We start from the raw sequence: 18,099 nt of genomic DNA on the forward strand, positions 1-18,099 counted from the left end.
CCGAGTATGAGGCGACGGCCTATTCCCGCAGGCCAGCGAGCAAGGTAGCGTGAGATCAACTTACCGACCCTGTCCGTCAAACCGGGTCAACCCCACACGGTCACGACGCAGCAGCCTCTCCCTCGTCGCCACATTTACGCAGGAGATCGTTTACAAGTGGGTGCACCAATAATGCAGGATAGCCGCCCCCCAAGTCTTCGATTTCGCGCCTGGAAAATAGACAAATCTCGCGCAAAAAATCGTCTATCGAGACGGTCAGCACATTCGTCGAGAAGCTGCATTCGATGCGAACTTCGTCATTAGTCCTCTGAAAATTGATGCTCTGGTCGGCCTCCGTGAAGGTGTACGAGTAACTGGAGTCTATATCAAGACCAAGGGCATCCCGGGCTCCGATCATAGCGGCAACGAAATGAAGCGCCGGCACGGACCCGACCTCGGAAGCCAACACCGTTCCACCAGAGAGTATTTCAATGTCACCTGGAAAAAAGTACCAAAGCAAATCGGCGTTGCTGGCCTGGTCAGGGGAACGACGATGCTCCCAGCCAACCGGATCAGGCCGCGCCTCCCGCCTGTGGTTGATCTTTAGCGACATGCCCTACCTTTCGGCTATAGCGGGTGCATGGTGCGAACGTTACCCTCCGGGTCAACCCAGACGCGCATCCTCGTGCTTCCATTCTCGCCAATTACTCTTCCAGGTCCAAAACCATGATCATGTGCATGATTTCCAGTCACAGAATCGACGCGACTCGGTACCGGTGACCCGCTAACCGCCTCATTCGCAAGCGATCCAAAATCGTCCGGATCGAGATCCTCATGGAATTTCGTACCCGCAGCCGGAGTACCCGGACCGTGCCGCGGAAGAATGTGCGTGTCGATTACGTCATCTGTAAGCCGGACAGGGCCCCCGCAGTTGTGTACGAGGACCGGGGTGTTGCCGGCCACCACATAGTACGTGTGGAGGGTGTCGACGGTGAGGTTGTGTACCACCTCGGGTTGGGTGCGGTGGTGTGTGGCGGCTACGGCTGCTGGTCGGTGGTCGGCGGTCTCGAAGGTGTAGCCAGGTTTGAGGTCCTTGGCTTCTCGCCACTGTTGCTGGTCGGCGATCCAGAAGGGGTGCCCGGCGGTGGCGGTGATCGTCTCGGCGCGGCTGCCCTGCGGGCCGTCGACGGTGACGGTGATGTCGACAAGCTGCTTGGTGCCACTACCGACGATCAGAGCGGTGACTACTCGCGGCGCGGTCCGCCCGCTGGTCGGGTCGGTGGCCAGGACCCTGTCGCCGATCCTCACATCACGGATGGGCTTGTGGCTGCCATCGGCCATCAGGACCTTCGTGTCGCCGGTGAAGCTGTTGCCGAGGCAGCCGCCGCTCCGGCCCATGAGCCCGCGTCCGATGGTGCGCGCCTCACCGAGACCTGCGCTGACAGCCTTACCGCCGGCTGCTCTCATTCCCCCGCCCAGAGCGCGGAGCCCTGCACCGAGGGCCGCGCCTCCGACAGCCCCGGCAGCCCCACCAGCGGCACCGAAGAGCCCGCCGAGCGCGGTCTCGCCGGCGAGATCCCATCCGCGTTTGCCGTTCATGTATCCGGTGACGGCGGAGCCGACCGCTCCCGCCAGGGCACCGCAGGCGACGGCGCCGACACCGGTCCAGCCGATCGCAGCCCCGCAGCCGATGCCGACGACCGCACCGACGGCGATACCGGCGATCTCAGCGGCGTGGTCCTCGACGAACTGAGTCGCCTTGTCCCACATCTCGTTCGCGCCCTCGACAAGTGGGGCAAGGCGCTGAGCTGCCTCGAGGAACAACTTCTGCCGGAACTTGTCCGGGTCACGGATGGCTTGCTGCGTGACGGCGACGACGCTCGCCATGACCTTGATGCCGCCGGACACCAGCTTGACTCCCGCCAACAGCGGCTTGGTGAGCGCGGCCACCACCGGCAGTTTGGTGAACTTGATCGCCTGCCGGACAGCGGCCTTCGCGGCGTTCGTTACCGCCTTCTTGGCTTCGTATATTCGTTGCGCCGCGGCACGGGCTTGTTCTTTGGCCCAGTTGGTGGCGTTGGTACGGAGGTTTGTGACGCCCTCCTTGATGTTGCGGTAGGTGTTTCCGACGGCGGTCTTGGCCTTGTTGTAGAGCCTGGTGGCGCCGTTGTAGAGCATCTTCCCGAATGATCTGAGGGCGGAGATGCCCTGGTTCCAGAGCCGGGTTCCGTAGTTCCATGCCCAGGAGGCGGCGCTGCTGACGAAGTTCGTGGCGGCGTGGTAGCCGTTGCTGACCGAGCGGGCGGCCCGCTTGAGCCAGTTGGGCCAGTGACCGTCAGGGTCGTCGAAGTCCAGGGGTGCGCCGGCGGCGTAGGCGTACCGGTTGGCCAAGATCGAGTCACCGCTGGTGTAGCTGGCGCTGTCGCGGGAGGTGAAGGTGCCGGTTCCCGGGTCGTACCACCGGGCACCCATGTCGACCTGGCCGGTTTGGGGGTCGGTCCAGTCACCCTGGAAGCCGAGGTGGCCGGTGTCTCCGGTGCTGGTGATCTTCTTGCCGAACGGGTCGTACGAGGTGGAGTCGTTCAGGGTGGTCAGGCTGGTGTTGGCGGGGTCGAACGCGGCGACGACGTCGCCGTGGGCGTCGGTGAGTGAGAGCTGCTCGTCCGAGCCCTGCCCGGTGGCCAGCAGTTCGTCCGCGGGACCGCGGGCGAAGTAGTCGACACCGTCGGCGACGACATCGTCACCCAGGCCTGCATAGGTGAAGGTGGTACCGGTACGAGCCACCACCCGGTCCAGGCCGTCGTACTGGTACGTCTGGGTGATGGCGGTGGTGAGACGGTCGAAGGCGTCGAAGGCGTACTGCTCGCTGAGGCCGGAGCTGGTGCGCGACCGGAGGGTGCCACGTGGTGAATAGGTGTAGGTGTAGTCCCCGTCGGTGAGCAGCCGGTTGCGTGCGTCGTAGGTGGCGGTCTTGCTGCCGGCGCGAATCCGGTTGCCGTTGGCATCCCAGGCGTAGGTGACGGTGCCCGCCGGGCTGGTCCAGCCGGTGAGCCTGCCGGCCTTGTCGTAGGTGTAGGTGTTGTTGCCCGCACCAGCGGTGCCGCTGGTGTCCTTGCTGGTCAGATGCCCGTTCAGGTCGAAGCCGTAGGAGACGGAGGCGACGACGGCGTTGGTGGCGTTCTTCAGAGTGTCGCTGTTGACCCGACCGAGGTCGTCGTAGCCGAAGGTGCGGATGCGCCCGGCGCCGTAGTCGATCGTCTTCACCTCGCCTGCGGCGTCGTACGTCAGGTTCTGACGTTGTTCGGTGATCGAGTCGGTGAGGGAGGCGAGGCGGCCCTTGACGTAGCCGAAGGTTGCGGTGCCAGTGACGTCGGTGCGGGTGGTCATCTGCCCGTCGTCGTCGTAGCCGAAGGTGGCGGTGCCGGAGGGGCCTGAGGTCGACAGCACCGCACCGCGGTCGTCGTAGGTGTAGGTGTTCGTGCCGGTGGGGGCGCTGACGCTGGTGAGCCGGCCGGCCTTGTCGTAGCCGAGGCTGCGGGCAGCGGTGGTGGACTCTCCGCCGGAGCCGGTTTCTGCGGTGAGTCGCCCGGCGGCGTCGTAGGTGCGCTGGCGGCTGGCCTCACCGGGGGCGCTGATGCGGGTGGCGCGTCCTTCGGCGTCGTAGCCCACCGTCCAGGTGCGGTCGGGGGTGGTGGGGTGGCTGGCGGTGGATGGCTCGATGGCTGACTCTGGCAGACCGAGGGTGTTGAAGGTGTAGATGGTGGCGTTGCCGCGCCCGTCGGTGTAGCGGGTGCGGTTACCGGCCGCATCGTAGCCGAAGCTGGTGGTGATCGATTCGGTGTCGGTTACCGGTTCGATCTGCCTGACCAGGCGGTTCCCGGCGTCGTACTGGTAGGTGGTGACGACGTTGTAGGGGTCCTTCGAGGAGATCACGTTTCCGGCCTCGTCGTACCCGTATCTCTGGGTGCGCAGCACGTCGCCATCGGCATTGAGATTGGCGTCGCTGGTCAGATTGCCGAAGAGGTCGTAACTGGCACGGGTGGTGCGACCCAACCCGTCGGAGACCCGGACCTTCCGTCCGAAGTAGTCGTATCCGAAGTGGGTGATCGCGCCGTTCGGGGCAGTGGTGCGAATGAGGTCACCGACGGCGTCGTAGGTGTTGCTCGTGACCGCGCCGGTCGGTGACGTTATGGAGGTCAGGTTCGCAGCGTCGTCGTAGCCCAGCCGACGATCTGATAGGTCTACAGCCGTCAGCTGTCGCCTCAGCGCGTCGGGGAATCGTCAGACGAGCAATTCGTCCTCAGCTCAGCCCCAGCGCCCCTGCCCTGAACCGGTCGTTCTCGCATGGCGAGTCCTGGCGCATCCTGAACAGCAGAGCACTACGGAAGGGCGGGACGGGCATCCCCCGAGGGCGAGGGGCCCGGCCCGCCCGTAAGCCGCGTCGGCGCGGCCCGGTCACCCAATCAGCTCGGCTCCCCCGACAGGGAGGTCCGCCGCTGCGAGGCCATGACCAGGGAGTAGACGTACTCGCGGAGTTCACCGAAGAACGGGGTCTGCTTGGTCGCGATCTGGTCGCGGGTTCGGTCGAGGGTGACCGGCAGGTCCGCCACGACGACGGAGGGGCCCTGCGACAGCACGACCACCCGGTCGGAGAGATACACCGCCTCATCGATGTCGTGGGTCACGAACAACACCGTCGTACCCGTCTCCGCCCAGACCTTGAGCAGCAGGTCCTCCAGGCTGGCCCGGGTCTGGGCGTCCACCGTGGCGAAGGGCTCGTCCATAATCAGCATTTCCGGCCGGACGGCGAGCCCCCGGGCGATGGCCACCCGCTGCTGCATCCCGCCGGAGAGTTGCCACGGGTGCAACCCGGCCGCGTGGGCCAGGCCCACCATCTCCAGCGACTCCTGCACCCGCTGCCGGATCTCGGCACGGGGCAGACCCCGGTCCCGCAGGGGAAAGGCGACGTTCTTCTCGACTGTCAACCAGGGGAACAGCGACCGGCTGTAGTCCTGGAAGACGACCGCCACCCGTCGCGGGGGCCGGACATGCTCTCCCCACGGAACATCACCTGGCCGCCGGATATAGGCAGGAGCCCGGCGATGCACATCATGAGGGTGGTCTTGCCACAGCCGGAGGGGCCCACCACCGACACGAACTGACCGGCGTGGACGGCGAACTCGATGCTGCGCACGGCGGGCAACTCAGCGAGTACCTTCACGGCGTAACCGCGCCCCACATTCTCACCTCTGCAAGCTTTTTGGCACCACCAGCCACATAAAACACCAGGTAGTGCGCGGTCCGGACCCGGTTGCCGATCTTGTCGCCCGGGTGGGAGTGTGGGGCGCAACTGTGACCGAATCTGTGACCAAAAGATCAAGAAAAGCGGCATCTCTCAATGAGAAATGCCGCTTGACCTGCAAAAACGCAAGTGGAGCCGAGGGGACTCGAACCCCTGACCCCCACACTGCCAGTGTGGTGCGCTACCAGCTGCGCCACGGCCCCTTGCGGTCGTCCCGGTCACCCGGGCACGGAGAGAACTATACACACGCGGCCGAGCATGGTCATCTCACGGGGGGTCACCCGGATCGGTCCCGGGAGGGTCCTGCGGATCAGTTCAGCGCGACGTCCGGCGGGAAGTGCGCGACCGCCGCCATCATGCCGCCCTGCCGCCGCAGCACCATCGGCCAGAGGTCGTCCGGACGGTCGACGAAGGCGTCGCCGGGCAGTGCGTCGAGCACGAACCAGGACCCGTCCTCGATCTCCTGCTCCAGCTGCCCGGAACCCCAGCCGGAGTAGCCGGCGAAGACCCGGATGCCGCCGATGCTGTCCCGCATCCGCTCCGGGTCGGCCGACAGGTCGACGGTGCCGACCGCGCCGGAGATCGGCTGGAAACCCTTCAGCCGCCGCATCGGGTGGCGCATCCGGGCCAGGCAGATCGCCGATTCCGGCTGCACCGGGCCACCCTCGAAGAGCACCGCCGGGTGGCGGGCGAGGTCGCTCCACTCGCCGAGGACGTCCGCGACGGGGACCTCGGTGGCCCGGTTGAGCACCACCCCGAGCGCCCCACCGGCTTCGTGGGCGACCAGCAGCACCACCGTACGGTCGAAGTTCGGGTCCTTGAGGGCCGGCGTCGCGACCAGCAGCCGCCCGGTCATCGACTCCACGGCACGACCGCTGATCGCCGGTCCCTCCCCCTGCGTCTCGGACATCGTCAGCCGCGCACCGGGTCCGACAACCGGGCACCACCGACCATCCGTGCTGTCACCGCCATGCCTGGCACCATAGCCTGCACCCGGTTCGGTGGCTAAGGTCTGACCGACAGGTGATCGAGGGCGGTCCGGGGAGGGTCGATGGGTCCGACGGCGGACATCGCGGTGATCGGCGGTTCGGGGCTCTACGCGCTGCTCGACGACGCGACGGAACACCAGGTGGAGACCCCGTACGGGGCACCGTCGGACGTGATCACGGTCGCCTCGGTGGGCGGCCGGCCGGTGGCCTTCCTGCCCCGCCACGGGCGTGACCATCGCCACCCGCCGCACCTGATCCCCTACCGGGCGAATCTGTGGGCGCTGCGCGCCATGGGGGTACGCCAGGTGCTCGCCCCGTGCGCGGTCGGCGGGCTCCGCCCCGAGCTGGGTCCGGGCACGTTCGTGGTGCCCGACCAGCTGATCGACCGGACGAGCGGCCGGGTCCAGACCTACTACGACCAGGGCGCGGTGCACGTGGCGTTCGGTGACCCGTACTGCCCGGTGGGCCGGCGTACCCTGCTCGACGCGGCGGCCGGGCGGGACGTGCCGGCGGTGGACGGCGGCACGGTGGTGGTGGTCGAGGGGCCCCGCTTCTCCACCCGCGCGGAATCCCGCTGGTACGCCTCGATGGGCGGCACCGTGGTGAACATGACCGGCCACCCGGAGGCCGTGCTCGCCCGCGAACTGGCCCTCTGCTACACCTCCATCGCCCTGGTCACCGACCTGGACGCCGGGATCGAGGCCGGCGACTCGGTCACCCAGGAGGAGGTGTTCCGGGTCTTCGGCGAGAACACCGACCGGCTGCGCGGGGTGCTGCTGGACGCGGTGGCCGCCCTACCCGGCGACCGCGCCTGCCCCTGCGGCCACGCGCTGGACGGCATCAGCACCCCGTTCCCGCTGCCCTGAGCCGGCCCCCACCCCCACTACCGCACCACTCACCGCTCCCGCGCGTCGCGCCGCACCGCTCCCGCCGGCACGGCCCCGAGGAGATAGCCGGCAAAGAACCCGAAATTCCGCCTATTGCCCGATAGATTCGGCAGGTCGGGGGGCGGGTCACCCGGTCCCGGCAGACAACGGCACGGGCCGGGACACGGAGGCGGGGAGCGATGGCGACCGTCCGGGAGACCACCTACGATCTGCTCCGCGCCCTCGGCCTGACGACGATCTTCGGCAACCCCGGTTCGACCGAGGAGCCGTTCCTCCAGGACTTCCCGGCCGACTTCCACTACGTGCACGCCCTGCAGGAGGCGTCGGCGGTGGCGATGGCCGACGGCTACGCCCAGGCCACCGGGCGACCGGCGCACGTCAACCTGCACACCGCCCCGGGCACCGGCAACGCCATGGGCAACCTCGTCACCGCCTGGCACAACCGGACCCCGCTGATCGTCACCGCCGGCCAGCAGAGCCGGGAGATGCTGCTGATGGAGCCCCGGCTGGCCAGCCGGCAGCCGACCGAACTACCCCAGCCGTACGTGAAGTGGAGCCACGAGCCGAGCCGGGCGCAGGACATCCCGGCGGCGTTCATGCGGGCGTACGCCACGGCGGCGCAACCGCCGACCGGCCCGGTCTACCTCTCCCTGCCCCTGGACGACTGGCACCAGCCGGCGGACCCGCCGCCGCAGGTGCGGACGGTGGCCACCCGGTTCGCCCCCGACCCGCGTCGGCTGCGGGAGTTCGCCGCGCTCCTGGCAGCCAGCCGCAACCCGGTGCTGGTGCTCGGCGCGGCGGTCGACCGGGCCACCGCCTGGCCGGTGGCGGCGGCGGTGGCGGAGCGGCTCGCCGCGCCGGTCTGGTCCGCGCCGGCACCGGAGCGGGCCGCCTTCCCGGAGCACCACCCGCACTACCGGGGGGTGCTGCCGTACGCGATCGCCCCGCTGGCCGAGAAGCTCACCGGGCACGACGTCGTGCTGGTGGTCGGCGCTCCGGTGTTCCGCTACTACCCGCACGTGCCCGGCGACCACCTGCCGCCCGGGGCCCGGCTGCTGCACGTCACCGACGACTCGGACGAGGCGGCCCGCGCCCCGGTGGGCGACAGCCTGCTCGGTGATGCCGGGCTGACCCTGGCCGCGCTGCTGGACCTGCTCCCGGCCGCCGACCGGCCGCCGCCGGCACCCCGTCCCGCCCCGCCACCACCGGAGCCCGGTGATCCACCGGACGCGGACGCGCTCTTCGCCGCGCTGGCCGCCTGCTGGCCCACCGACGGGGTGCTGGTGCAGGAGTCGCCGTCCAACCTCGCAGCGCTGCGTCGTCGGCTACCGGTGACCCGTCCGGCGTCGTACTTCACCATGGCCAGCGGCGGGCTCGGCTACGGGCTGCCGGCGGCGGTCGGCATCGCCCTCGCGGAGCGGGACACCGGGCGGGGCCGCCCGGTGGTCGCGGTGATCGGGGACGGTTCGTTCCACTACTCGGTGCAGGCGCTGTGGACCGCCGCGCGGCTGCGGCTGCCGGTGGTGGTGCTGGTCCCGGTGAACCAGCAGTACGCCATCCTGAAGGCGTTCGCGGCGCTGAAGTCCACCCCGGGGGTGCCCGGACTGGACCTGCCGGGGTTGGATCTCACCGCGATCGCCCGGGGCTACGGCTGCGCCACCAGGGTCGTCGACGCGCTGGACGAGCTGGGCGGCGCGCTGGCCGGGGCGTTGCGCGCCGACGGGCCGACCGTGCTGGCCGTTCCGATCAGCACGGACGTACCGAAGCTCCTCTGAGGTCCCGCGCCTCAGCGGTCGCCGAGGGTGAGCACCCGGCCGCTGGCGACGTCGAGCACGGGGCGCGCGCCGAGGGGTGCCCGCAACGTCACCGTGACCGGCGTGAGCACGGCGAGCTCGATGCACTCCCCGGTGCCCTGGACCACCCCGCCGCCGACCACCACCACGTCGTCCTGCTCCCGCACCCACCCGGTGGTCCCGCTGTCGCAGGCGCCCGTGGCGACCGTGTAGGTCAACCGGACGCCGTCGACCTGCCGGAGCTGATCGGCGCCGACCACGCCGCCCGGCAGGGGTCGGGTCGGGGCGGCCGGCTCGGGCACGGCGGTGACCGCCCGGGGCGCCACCGCGAGCCGGGCCACCGTGCTGGTCAGCTCCGCCACGGTGAACAGCCAGGCCGGCACGGCGGCGACGCCCCGGCTGGTGCGCACCTCGGCGGTGCCGAGGGTCACCCCGGTGACGGTAAGGGGGAGGCAGGCGGTGGCGGCCTGGGTGGAGACTGGGTCGTCCGGCCGGGTGCCGGCGGTCGGTGCGGCGGTCCGCGCCGCCCGGGGCCGCCCCTCGCACGGCGGTGGGTCGCCCCGGTCCAGTTGCCGGTACGCCTCGGCCGCGCTGACCAGCGGGACGGTCAGGGTGCCGTCCGGAAAGCGGATCGCCGCGTCGGCGGGGACGGTGCTCGGCAGCTCGATCTGGTCCCGGTACCAGCCGGAGCGGAAGGCCGCCTCGGTGTCGGCGTTGAAGCCGGGGTCGCCGGTGAGCACCGTGGCGTCCTGCAACGGCAGGTACCCGGTCGACCAGCCGGGGCCGGGCCGCCACGCCCCGGCGACCTCGGCGGCCCGCTGCGCGAACGCCTCCCGAGACTGCCCCGGCCCACCGCCAGACCCCCCACCCCCCGGCCCCGACCCCGCCGGAGCACAAGCAGCCACGATGACCAGGAGAGGCAGAACCATCACCCTAAAACGTCGACCCATCCCCCTCAGACGCACCCCCCACCCACCCGGTTCCCACCCACCCCACCCCATCTCACCCCGCCCCTGCCCCCTCCCGCCCTCACCCCTCCCCACCCCTCCCCGGTGATCAAGAGGTTTGCGTCAAGGATCACGCGGCGGATGACGCAAACCTCTTGATCACCGGAGCGGACGGGAGGGGAGGGGGAGGCGGGGCGGGGGGAGATGCGTGTGCGCCCCGGTCCGGGGGACCGGGGCGCACACGTGGGAGTGGAGGTGCCGGGAATCGAACCCGGGTCCTTCGCCGGTTTGTCAGGGCTTCTCCGAGCGCAGCTCGCTATGCCTCTACTCGGCCCCACCGCTCACGCGAGCAAGTTGGTGTGACGGGCCCAGTCGCTGATTGATCTCGCCGCACGGACCCCGCGACCGGGTCCGATTGGCCAGCCTCCTAACTGATGCCGGTTACTGGGACGAAGGCGTTCCCAGACCGACAGACTCAGCTACTCGCCTCAGGCGGCGAGAGCGAAGTCAGCGCGATTGTTCTTGGCGCTTATAAGTTTCCGACGACCGATTCTCGAGACGACGTCGGCTTCCTCGGCTCGCTTCCCCTGTCGCTGCGTACGAAGTCGAAACCAGTCACCCCCTCGACGGGCCGCCGATGTGGCGGCACTGACAAGACTAACGCCTGCCGCAACGGGTTTCATCCCGAGGTCCGCGCCGACGCGCCGACCCGGACAAACGGGATGAACTAGTCGTCGATGCCCTTGCCGCGTCGACCGGACACCCGGGCGATCTCCCGGTCGGCGTCCCGCTTGGCTAGGTCCTGCCGCTTGTCGTACGACTTCTTGCCCTTGGCCAGGGCGATCTCCACCTTGGCCCAGCCGTCGTTGAAGTAGACCTGCAACGGGACCATGGTCAGGCCGCCCTCACGGGTCTTGCCGATCAGCCGGTCGATCTCCAGCCGCTTCAACAACAGTTTGCGGGTACGCCGGGGCTCGTGGTTGGTCCAGGTGCCCTGGGTGTACTCCGGAATGTGCATGCCGTGCAGGTACAGCTCGCCGTCGCGCTCCTGGGCGAAGGCGTCGACCAGCGAGGCCCGCCCCGCCCGCAGCGACTTCACCTCGGTGCCGGTCAACGCCATGCCCGCCTCGTAGGTGTCGAGGATGGCGTAGTCGTGGCGGGCCTTCCTGTTGGAGGCGACCACCTTGCGACCCTTTTCCCGTGGCATCCGCCCGCCACCTCCCTCCCGTTACGCCCGCCGGCCGTCCGGCCGGTGAGCGGGGATCATGCTACCCGAACGACAAGGGCCCTCCCGCGCCATTTGTTCCCGGCGCGGGAGGGCCCTCACGTCAACACCTCAGGGTGACTAGACCCGCAGGTAGAAGCGGAGCGTGACCCAGGCGGTGGCGGCGCTGATCAGGCCACCGACGCCGGCCATCAACGGGAACATCAGGAAGATGTCCGACCACTGGATCGGCGAGAGCAGCCCCTCCAACGCCTTCAACGAGCCGCTGAACAGCAACTGCTTCGCACCGATCAGCGCGACCAGGCCCAGCAACGAGCCGATCAGGCCGGCGACCACCGCCTCCAACACGAACGGCGCCTGGATGAACCAGTTGGACGCGCCGACCAGCTTCATGACCGCGACCTCACGTCGCTTGCTGTACGCGGCCACCTGGATGGTGTTCGCCACCAGCAGCAACGCGGCGATGGCCATCACCACCGCAGCGGCCAGCGCGATGTTCTGGATGGCGGTGAGCACGTTGAAGATCTTGTCCAGCAGCCGGCTCTGGTCGACGATCACGTCGACCCCCTCGGAGCCCTGGTACTGGTCGTAGATGTCCTTGTACTGCTCCGGGTTGACCAGCTTCAGCCGGAACGACTCGGGCAGCAGATCCGGCTTCACGGCGTTCACCAGGTCGGGCGCGTCCTGGTACATCTCCTTGAAGGTCTTGTACGCCTCGTCCTTGTTGACGTAGAGGACCTCCTTGACCAGGGGGTCGCTCTTCAACTTGGCATCGAGGTCGGTGCGCTGCTGCTCGGTGACGTCGGTCTTCAGGAAGATCGAGACTTCGACGTTCTTGTAGTAGAGGTCCTTCATGTCGCCGACCTGTTTGTACATCAGGCCACTGGCGCCGAGCATGGTCAGTGAGACCGCCATCGTGATGATCATCGCGACGGTCATGGTGACGTTGCGCCACAGTCCGACCAGTACCTCGGACAGGACGTACTTCATCCGCATCGGGTGTTCCTCCGGCTCTCCGGCGTGAGGTGTTCGTCGTCAGGTCGTACGGCAGGGGTGGAGCGCCGGCTCACCCGTAGACGCCGCGGGCCTGGTCGCGCACGATGCGGCCGCTCTCGATCTCGACGACCCGACGGCGCATCTGGTTCACGATGTTGGAGTCGTGCGTGACCATCACGACGGTCGTGCCGGTGCGGTTGATCCGGTCCAGCAGGCGCATGATCTCGATCGAGGTGTCCGGGTCCAGGTTTCCGGTCGGCTCGTCGGCCAGCAGGATCAGTGGACGGTTCACGAACGCCCGCGCGACGGCGACCCGCTGCTGCTCACCACCGGAGAGCTCGTGCGGATAGCGGTGCTCCTTGCCACCGAGACCGACCAGTTCCAGCACCTCGGGCACGACCCGGCGGGCCACCGCCTTGGTCTTGCCGATCACCTCCAGGGCGAACGCCACGTTCTCGTAGGCGGTGCGGTTCGGCAGCAGCCGGAAGTCCTGGAAGACGCAGCCGATGGAACGCCGGAAGTGGGGTCGCTTCCAGGAACGCATCGAGGTGACGTCCTTGCCGTTGACGACGACCCGACCCTTGTTGGGGGCGACCTCGTGCAGCAGCATCTTGATGATCGTGGACTTGCCGGAGCCGGAGGGCCCGATGAAGAAGACGAACTCGCCCTTCTCGATCGAGACGGACACGTTGTCGAGCGAAGGCCGGGACGCCTTCGGGTACGTCTTCGTCACTTGCTCAAGCTGAATCACGGGTGGTGAGTCTACGCGGTGTAACCGCAGAGCCAAGTGCCACGCCCCGGCGATGCGAGACGCGTCATCGATTCACCCGGTCAAACCGAGATCGATGACGCGCCCCGTCCACGGTCGATCACGCAGCGTCGTTGGCGAGCTGCTGCTGCTTGCGCCAACGGATACCGGCTTCGATGAAGCTGTCCAGTTCGCCGTCGAAGACCGACGACGGATTGCCGGTCTCCTGCTCGGTTCGCAGATCCTTCACCATCTGATACGGGTGCAGCACGTAGGAGCGCATCTGGTCGCCCCAGGAGCTGGTGCTGCCGGTCTTCAGGCCGGCCAGCTTCGCCTCCTCCTCCTGCCGCTTGCGCTCCAGCAGCCGGGACTGGAGCACCCGCATCGCGGAGGCCTTGTTCTGGAGCTGGGACTTCTCGTTCTGGCAGGTCACCACGATGCCGGTGGGGATGTGGGTGAGCCGCACCGCCGAGTCGGTGGTGTTGACGCTCTGCCCACCCGGGCCGGAGGAGCGGTAGACGTCCACCCGTACCTCGTTCTCCGGGATGTCGATGTGGTCGGTCTGCTCGGTGACCGGCAGCACCTCGACCCCGGCGAAGCTGGTCTGCCGACGGCCCTGGTTGTCGAACGGGCTGATCCGGACCAGCCGGTGGGTGCCCGACTCGACGCTGAGCGTGCCGTAGGCGTACGGGACCTTCACCGTGAAGGTGGCGGACTTGAGGCCCGCCTCCTCGGCGTACGAGGTCTCGTAGACCTCCGTCGGGTAGCCGTGCCGCTCGGCCCACCGCAGGTACATCCGCAGCAGCATCTCGGCGAAGTCGGCGGCGTCCACCCCACCGGCGCCCGCCCGGATGGCGACCAGCGCCTCCCGGGAGTCGTACTCGCCGGAGAGCAGGGTGCGGACCTCCATCTCCTGGATGGCCTTGGTCAGCCCGGCGATCTCGGACTCGACCTCGCCCAGCACCCCGGAGTCGGCCTCGTCCTCGGCCAGCTCCAGCAGCACCCGGGCGTCGTCCAGCCCGGACCGCAGGCTGCCCAGCTTGCTGATCTCGCCGTTGACGTACGACAACTGCGAGGTCACCTGCTGTGCCCGGGCCTGGTCGTCCCAGAGATCCGGCGCGGACGCCTGCTCCTCCAGCCGGGCCTTCTCCTCCCGCAGGCGGTCGAGGTTGAGCACCGACTCGATGTTGCGCAGGGTCGCGTCGAGTTCCTTGAGTTGTTCGGCGTAATCGGCAGCGGTCACGACAGACAAGCGTACTGTGCGTGCGGCGGTCCGCTCACGTCACACCACCTACCAGGGCGGATGATCAGCCGACCGGGGCGGTCTTGAGCCAGGACAGGGCGGCCTTGTGGTAGGCGACGGCGAACTCCAGCGCGCTGGCGTCGTAGTCGTCGCCCTCCTTCTTGGCGGTCTTCACCTGCTCCCGGACGTACGCGAGGGCCTCGGTGTGGTATTCGTTGGCCGAGGTGTACAGGTTCTTGAGCTGACTGGCCGAGTGCAGGTTGCCGAACGCGATCCGTAGGGCGATCGGGTTGCGGATGGTGTCCCGACCGGGATTCTCCGCCAGCCAACGGGAGAAGGTCCGCTTCCCTGACGCGGTGATCGCGTAGGGTTGACTCATCCGTGGGCCGGGCTTGCCCAGCCGCACGAAACCACGCTCAGCCAGCACCGGCAACTCACGGTAGACCTGACTGCGTGTCATCGACCAGTACGGCGCCAGTCGGCGCTCAGCGGCGGCCATCAGTTGGCCACCTGTCATCGGCCCCTCGTGCAACAACCCCAGCAGGGCCGCCGCGGTGGGGTTGACTCCGGAATCCGCCATGCCCTCTAAGCTGCCACTTTGCCGTCCCGGCGTCCAGGATTTCCGGATTTGCCACCCGGGAGGATTTCCAATGTGCACTGTCGGCCGACGACAGTGCTCCCAGGACCGCCCCCGACCACCCCGCCGGACGACCCGGCCGGCGGTGACCTGGGCCGGGCCGGCCGCCCCGTCGACCGGGACGATCGGCGGGCACCCGGGAAGCGCCGGCCGGGTCGCGCCGGGACCAGAGGTCGCCCGGTCAGCCCTGCCGGTCGGCTCGGCCGACGGTGGACCCGGTTCGCGGGCCACCGCCGGCCGTCGCCGGTTCAGCCCATGTGCGGGTACGTGTGGTCGGTCGGCGGCACGAACGTCTCCTTGATCGTCCGGGGCGACATCCAGCGGACCAGGTTGTGCCACGACCCGGCCTTGTCGTTGGTGCCGCTGGCGCGGGCACCGCCGAAGGGCTGCTGCCCGACCACCGCCCCGGTCGGCTTGTCGTTGATGTAGAAGTTGCCGGCCGCGTACCGCATCTTCTCGGCCACCGCGTCGACCACCCGGCGGTCGGTGGCGAAGATCGACCCGGTCAGCGCGTACGGGGCGATCGACTCGGCCTGGGCGACCACCTCGTCGAACCGGGCGTCGTCGAAGACGTGCACGCCGAGGATCGGGCCGAAGTACTCGGTGGTGAAGGTCTCGTGCCCGGCGTCGGCGCACTCGAACAGCGTCGGCCGGACGAAGTACCCGACCGAGTCGTCGGCGGTGCCACCGGCCAGCACCCGGCAGCTGTCGTTACCGGAGATCAACTCCAGCGCGGCGGTGTGCCGGGCGAACGCCCTGGCGTCGATCACCGCGCCGCCGAAGTTGCCGAATTCGGTGACGTCGCCGTAGGTCAGCGAGTCGGCGGTGGCGGCCAACCGGTCCCGCAGCCCACCCTCCCACAGCGACCGGGGGACGTACGCCCGCGAGGCGGCCGAACACTTCTGACCCTGGTACTCGTAGGCGCCCCGGATCAGCGCGGTGTGCAGGGCGTCGACGTCGGCGCTGGCGTGCGCGACGACGAAGTCCTTGCCGCCGGTCTCGCCGACCAGCCGGGGGTAGCCCCGGTAGGAGGCGATGTTCTCGCCGACGGTGCGCCACAGCGACTGGAACACCTTCGTCGAGCCGGTGAAGTGGATGCCGGCCAGGTCCGGATCGGCGAGCACCACGTCGGAGACCTCCTCACCCCGCCCGGTGACCATGTTGATCACGCCGGGCGGCAGGCCGGCCGCCTCGAACAGCCGCATGGTGAAGTGCGCGGCGAACTGCTGGGTCGGGCCCGGCTTCCAGACCACGGTGTTGCCGAGCAGGGCCGGCGCGGAGGGCAGGTTGCCGGCGATCGCGGTGAAGTTGAACGGGGTGACCGCGTAGACGAAGCCTTCGAGCGGGCGGTGGTCGAACCGGTTCCACACCCCCGGCGAGGACTGCGGCTGGGCCGCCAGCAGCTCGCGGGCGAAATGCACGTTGAACCGGAGGAAGTCGATGAACTCGCAGGCCGAGTCGATCTCGGCCTGGACGGCGGTCTTCGACTGGCCGAGCATGGTGGCCGCGTTGAGGGTGTCCCGCCACGGGCCGGCGAGCAACTCGGCGGCGCGCAGGAAGATCGCGGCCCGCTCCTCGAACGGCAGCGCCCGCCACATCGGCGCGGCGTCCTTGGCGGCCCGCACCGCGGCGCGGGCGTCGTCGTGGGTGGCGTGACCGGTGACCCCGAGCACGTGCGCGTGCCGGTGCGGCTGGACCACGTCGATCGGGTCGCCGCCGGCCATCCGCTGCGCCCCGGCGATGGTCATCGGCAGGTCGATCCGCTCGGCGGCCAGCTCGGTCAGCCGGCGCTGGAGCCGCTCCCGGTCGGCGCTGCCCGGCTCGTAGGTGCGTACCGGCTCGTTGTGCGGCTCGGGTACGGAGAACACGGCGTCCATCACAGGCTCCTGGGCGATCTCGACAGCGGCGGCGAAATCGGACCCGCAGGCACCGACCGGACGGCCGGACGCCGGACGCCACGCGGGCGAACCTGTCGCGGCGGCGGGACCTCCGGCGATTGTCCCACGCCCGCCCCGGCCGACTCTCGCCCCCGCCCACTCCGCACCATTGATCACTAGGCCCCAACGCCCGTCGGGCGACGATTCCACTTGTAGAACGGCGAGAAGCCGAAGAAAAGCAGGTCAGGTCGGCGGTACCGTCCCGTCCCCGGTGCGGCGGTGCGCCCTCCGGTTCCACGGCCCGCCGAGGGCGTTCGCACCGGGCCCGCCGTGATCCCGCCGCGGTCCACGCCCAGCCCGGGTCGGTCCTGTCCGCCCGCGTACGCTGGTTCGCGCGAGGAAAGGCCCGTCCCGGTGCCGGGGTGGCGCGGTGTCGAAGGGGAGACGATGAGCAACCAGCCCGGCAGTTCGACGGCTGCGTCCATCGACCAGGCGCCTGACGAACCGGCAGGGCGGACGGGGTACGCGCCGGGCACGCCCGTCCTGGCGGTGCTGGCGGTCGGCTGGCTGGCGGCGATGCTGTGGTCCGCCCGGGAGGCGATCCACTCGGCTGCGGTCGGTCTCACCGCGATCACCCTCTCCGCCTACGCCCTGCCCGGGGTGATCTCCGCCGCGCTGGTCGCCGGGGCGGCCGTCGCGCTGGCCGCGAGCGAGTTGGCCGCCCGCCGGCTCGGCGACCGCGCCTCGCTGCGCTTCGCGGCGGCGATCGGCGCCGGCATGCTGGTCGGGCTGGGCACCGCCCTGGCCGTCAACCTGACGTACGCCGACAACGCCACCACCAACACCATCGCCGGCACCAGCGCGGCGGCGGCCATCATCGGCGGGGCGCTCGCCGGAGCGCGTACCCCGGCACCGGTCGGCGCGATGGTCACCGCCGCGCTCGGCACCCTGATCTTCGTGGTGCTGTTCAGCCAGGCCCGCGACCCGCTGTTCGACCTGTTCGGCGCCGACGACTCCCAGGCGTCGCTGGTCGGCGCCGCGAAGTGGGTCTCCCGCACCGAGTCGCTGCTGGCCGGGCTACTGGCCGGGCTACTGGCCTTCGGCTACCTCACCTGGGCCCGCCGCCGGGCCGTCCGGCACGCCCCCGACGCCCCGGCCCCGCGCTGGCCCGCCTACCTGCTCGCCGGGGCCGGCCCCGGCCTGCTCCTGCTGCTCGCCGAGGTGATCATCCGGGTCGGCGGCCGGACCCTGCTGGACCTGGCCGGCGCGCTGAGCGAAGCGGACGCGGTGGCCCAGACCAGCCTGGGCACCTCCCGGGTCGACAACGGCATCTGGGTGCTCTTCGTGGGCGCGTTGACCGCGGTCATCCTCTTCGGCCGCACCCTCGGCCCGACCCCCCGCGACGACGAGCCCGAGGCCGTCGAGGACTGAGCCCGGCCCGGGGTGTCGCCGGCCACCACCGCACCCACCACGCCG

General features: G+C 69.5%; 13 protein-coding genes, 1 tRNA gene, 1 other RNA gene and 2 pseudogenes. 3 read left to right on the plus strand and 14 right to left on the minus strand.

Annotation, left to right across the window (positions count from 1 at the left end; all coding sequences use genetic code 11):
- Positions 1-100: 100 nt before the first annotated feature.
- The 6 genes and pseudogenes from ACIG87_RS28075 to ACIG87_RS28100 form a co-directional block, all read right to left on the minus strand.
- Positions 101-592: a hypothetical protein gene (locus tag ACIG87_RS28075; protein ID WP_396854541.1), complete on the minus strand. Its 492-nt coding sequence runs from the start codon at positions 590-592 to the stop codon at positions 101-103.
- A gap of 14 nt (positions 593-606) precedes the next feature.
- Positions 607-4,032 (minus strand): polymorphic toxin-type HINT domain-containing protein, encoded by a 3,426-nt coding sequence (locus ACIG87_RS28080; protein WP_396854542.1) that lies wholly within the window; start codon positions 4,030-4,032, stop codon positions 607-609.
- Positions 4,033-4,245: pseudogene (locus ACIG87_RS28085) on the minus strand (hypothetical protein); the annotation flags it as partial.
- A 197-nt stretch (positions 4,246-4,442) separates the two neighbouring features.
- Positions 4,443-5,371 (minus strand): annotated as a pseudogene (locus ACIG87_RS28090) (ABC transporter ATP-binding protein).
- Between the two features lie 40 nt (positions 5,372-5,411).
- A tRNA-Ala gene (locus ACIG87_RS28095) sits at positions 5,412-5,484 on the minus strand.
- 107 nt (positions 5,485-5,591) lie between these two features.
- Positions 5,592-6,191 carry a YqgE/AlgH family protein gene (locus ACIG87_RS28100; protein WP_396854544.1) on the minus strand — a complete coding sequence of 200 codons (600 nt, stop codon included), beginning with the start codon at positions 6,189-6,191 and terminating at the stop codon, positions 5,592-5,594.
- Between the two features lie 141 nt (positions 6,192-6,332).
- Here ACIG87_RS28100 and ACIG87_RS28105 point away from each other — a divergent pair, with 141 nt between their 5' ends.
- A complete protein-coding gene (locus ACIG87_RS28105) occupies positions 6,333-7,136 on the plus strand; it encodes an S-methyl-5'-thioadenosine phosphorylase (protein WP_396854545.1) in 804 nt (267 codons plus the stop codon).
- 200 nt (positions 7,137-7,336) lie between these two features.
- Positions 7,337-8,932, plus strand: a complete 1,596-nt coding sequence (mdlC, locus tag ACIG87_RS28110; RefSeq protein ID WP_396854547.1) for a benzoylformate decarboxylase — start codon at positions 7,337-7,339, stop codon at positions 8,930-8,932.
- An 11-nt stretch (positions 8,933-8,943) separates the two neighbouring features.
- Here mdlC and ACIG87_RS28115 read toward each other — a convergent pair whose 3' ends face one another.
- From ACIG87_RS28115 to pruA, 8 genes are all read right to left on the minus strand, one after another.
- A complete protein-coding gene (locus ACIG87_RS28115; RefSeq protein WP_396854549.1) occupies positions 8,944-9,900 on the minus strand; it encodes a hypothetical protein in 957 nt (318 codons plus the stop codon).
- A 244-nt stretch (positions 9,901-10,144) separates the two neighbouring features.
- Positions 10,145-10,520: a transfer-messenger RNA gene (ssrA, locus tag ACIG87_RS28120) on the minus strand.
- A gap of 104 nt (positions 10,521-10,624) precedes the next feature.
- Positions 10,625-11,104: an SsrA-binding protein SmpB gene (gene smpB / locus ACIG87_RS28125; protein WP_396854551.1), complete on the minus strand. Its 480-nt coding sequence runs from the start codon at positions 11,102-11,104 to the stop codon at positions 10,625-10,627.
- A 138-nt stretch (positions 11,105-11,242) separates the two neighbouring features.
- The gene (gene ftsX / locus ACIG87_RS28130; RefSeq protein ID WP_396854553.1) at positions 11,243-12,118 is read right to left on the minus strand and encodes a permease-like cell division protein FtsX; all 876 of its coding nucleotides are present in this window, start codon (positions 12,116-12,118) and stop codon (positions 11,243-11,245) included.
- Between the two features lie 70 nt (positions 12,119-12,188).
- Positions 12,189-12,869, minus strand: a complete 681-nt coding sequence (gene ftsE, locus ACIG87_RS28135) for a cell division ATP-binding protein FtsE (protein WP_030331491.1) — start codon at positions 12,867-12,869, stop codon at positions 12,189-12,191.
- Positions 12,870-12,987: 118 nt separating this feature from the next.
- A complete protein-coding gene (gene prfB / locus ACIG87_RS28140; RefSeq protein WP_396854555.1) occupies positions 12,988-14,109 on the minus strand; it encodes a peptide chain release factor 2 in 1,122 nt (373 codons plus the stop codon).
- 64 nt (positions 14,110-14,173) lie between these two features.
- Positions 14,174-14,689: a PadR family transcriptional regulator gene (locus ACIG87_RS28145; protein ID WP_396854557.1), complete on the minus strand. Its 516-nt coding sequence runs from the start codon at positions 14,687-14,689 to the stop codon at positions 14,174-14,176.
- A 305-nt stretch (positions 14,690-14,994) separates the two neighbouring features.
- Complete coding sequence (pruA, locus tag ACIG87_RS28150) at positions 14,995-16,623, minus strand: L-glutamate gamma-semialdehyde dehydrogenase (RefSeq protein ID WP_396854559.1); 1,629 nt, start codon at positions 16,621-16,623, stop codon at positions 14,995-14,997.
- A gap of 447 nt (positions 16,624-17,070) precedes the next feature.
- Here pruA and ACIG87_RS28155 point away from each other — a divergent pair, with 447 nt between their 5' ends.
- A complete protein-coding gene (locus ACIG87_RS28155; RefSeq protein WP_396854561.1) occupies positions 17,071-18,054 on the plus strand; it encodes a hypothetical protein in 984 nt (327 codons plus the stop codon).
- Positions 18,055-18,099: the final 45 nt, after the last annotated feature.

It is taken from the genome of Micromonospora sp. NPDC051925 (genome assembly GCF_044548625.1).
GTDB lineage: Bacteria > Actinomycetota > Actinomycetes > Mycobacteriales > Micromonosporaceae > Micromonospora.